This is a genomic window from Nonomuraea sp. NPDC048881 (genome assembly GCF_040649795.1).
GTDB lineage: Bacteria > Actinomycetota > Actinomycetes > Streptosporangiales > Streptosporangiaceae > Nonomuraea.
In genome coordinates, this window is record NZ_JBEZGC010000052.1 from 1 (window position 1) to 1,752 (window position 1,752).

A 1,752-nucleotide genomic window follows, 5' to 3' on the forward strand; every position below is an offset into this window, starting at 1 on the left:
GGCGAACCGCCAGCCGAACGGGTTGAGCCCGAACAGCCACTCACCCGCGCCGATCATCCATTTGCCGAGCGGGGGATGCACCACGTACGAGGCGCACTTGTCGAGCGTCTCCTGCGTGCACGACTGCCAGATGTCGGTCTTCCCGGCCAGGATCGCCTTGTCCGCGTCCTTGATCGTGACGCGCTCGACGCCCCAGTTGATCAGGGAGAAGGCGTCCTTCATGTAGTAGGTCTCGTCGAAGACCACGGCCCGCGGGTGGCCCAGGTTGACGAAGCGCAGGATGCCGCCGAAGAGCGTGACCAGCAGCGGGCCGACCCACCCCCACAGGACGCTGCCACGCATGGGGGGGATCACCCGGTCACGCAGGGACCGCGTCTGCGATTGACTCTCGCCGACCTCCGGGTTGTCGTAGGCCTGGTACGGGGAATCGGTCACCGCCATTCGGACATCGTACGGGCCCCAAGCCGTTAGGTACTGCAAGAATCACGGTCTAATTGGTATGCCCTGCCACAATGGTCGGGTGACTGGAGAAGGCAGGTTGGTGCTGGCCGGAGCCCCCATCGGTCAGGCGGGTGACGTCTCGCCGCGGCTGCGGGAGGTGCTCGCCGGCGCCGACGTGGTGGCCGCCGAGGACACCAGACGGCTGCGCAGGCTCGCCACCGAGCTGGGCGTGGAGATCAGCGGCCGGGTGGTGTCCTACTACGACCAGAACGAGGCGGGTCGCGCCCAGGAGCTGGTCGAGGCGCTGAGACAGGGCCGCACGGTCGTGGTCATCACCGACGCCGGGATGCCCGGGGTGTCCGACCCCGGCTACCGCCTGACCCACCTGGCGGTCGAGGCGGGCATCACGGTGACCGCGCTGCCGGGGCCGAGCGCCGTCACCACGGCCCTCGCCGTGTCGGGGCTGGCCAGCGACAGGTTCTGCTTCGAGGGCTTCCCGCCGCGCAAGACCGGCGACCGGGCGCGGCGGCTGTCCGCGCTGGCGGCCGAGGAGCGGACGATGGTCTTCTTCGAGGCCCCCCACCGGCTGGCCGAGTCGCTGGGCGCGATGGCCGAGGCGTTCGGGGCAGACCGGCCCGCCGCCGTCTGCCGCGAGCTGACCAAGACGTACGAGGAGGTGCGCCGCGGCGGTCTCGGCGAGCTGGCCGAGTGGGCCGCGGGCGGCGTCAAGGGCGAGATCACCGTGGTCGTCGCGGGCCGCGTGCCGGGGGCGGGCGAGCCCGACATGGACGAGCTGGTCGCCGAGGTCGACCGCCGGGTGGCCGAGGGCGAGCAGCGGAAGATCGCCATCGCCGACGTGGCCAAGGGCGCGGGCGTGCCGAGACGCGAACTTTATGACCTGGTGCACAAACGCATAGGGTGATCGACATGGGGGAGACGGCACGACGGCTGGTCCCGCCGTTCCAGGGGCGGCCCCTCTTAGGTTGGGCGGGGCCGCTGCTGGTCGCCCTCTTCGGCGGGCTGCTGCGGTTCGTCCGCCTCGGTGAGCCGAAGGCCGTCGTCTTCGACGAGACCTACTACGCCAAGGACGCCTGGTCCCTGCTTCGGTACGGCGTCGAGCGCGCGATGCTGGGCGACGCCAAGAACCCGATCGCCGACCGGCGGCTCATCGCCGGGAACCTGGACATCTTCCGCCAGTGCCCCCAGTCGTCCGACTGCGCCTCGTTCGTCGCGCATCCGCCGCTGGGCAAGTGGATGATCGGCGCGGGTGAGTGGCTGTTCGGGATGAACCCGTTCGGCTGGCGGTTCGCG

The 1,752-nt window shown here is 70.5% G+C and carries 1 protein-coding gene and 2 pseudogenes; 2 read left to right on the plus strand and 1 reads right to left on the minus strand.

What is annotated here, in order from left to right; genetic code table 11:
- Positions 1 to 441 (minus strand): annotated as a pseudogene (locus AB0C33_RS51120) (phospholipid carrier-dependent glycosyltransferase); the annotation flags it as partial.
- A gap of 79 nt (positions 442 to 520) precedes the next feature.
- Here AB0C33_RS51120 and rsmI point away from each other — a divergent pair.
- Together rsmI and AB0C33_RS51130 are read left to right on the plus strand one after the other, a co-directional pair.
- A complete protein-coding gene (gene rsmI, locus AB0C33_RS51125) occupies positions 521 to 1,363 on the plus strand; it encodes a 16S rRNA (cytidine(1402)-2'-O)-methyltransferase (protein ID WP_358303130.1) in 843 nt (280 codons plus the stop codon).
- A 5-nt stretch (positions 1,364 to 1,368) separates the two neighbouring features.
- Positions 1,369 to 1,752 (plus strand): annotated as a pseudogene (locus tag AB0C33_RS51130) (phospholipid carrier-dependent glycosyltransferase); the annotation flags it as partial.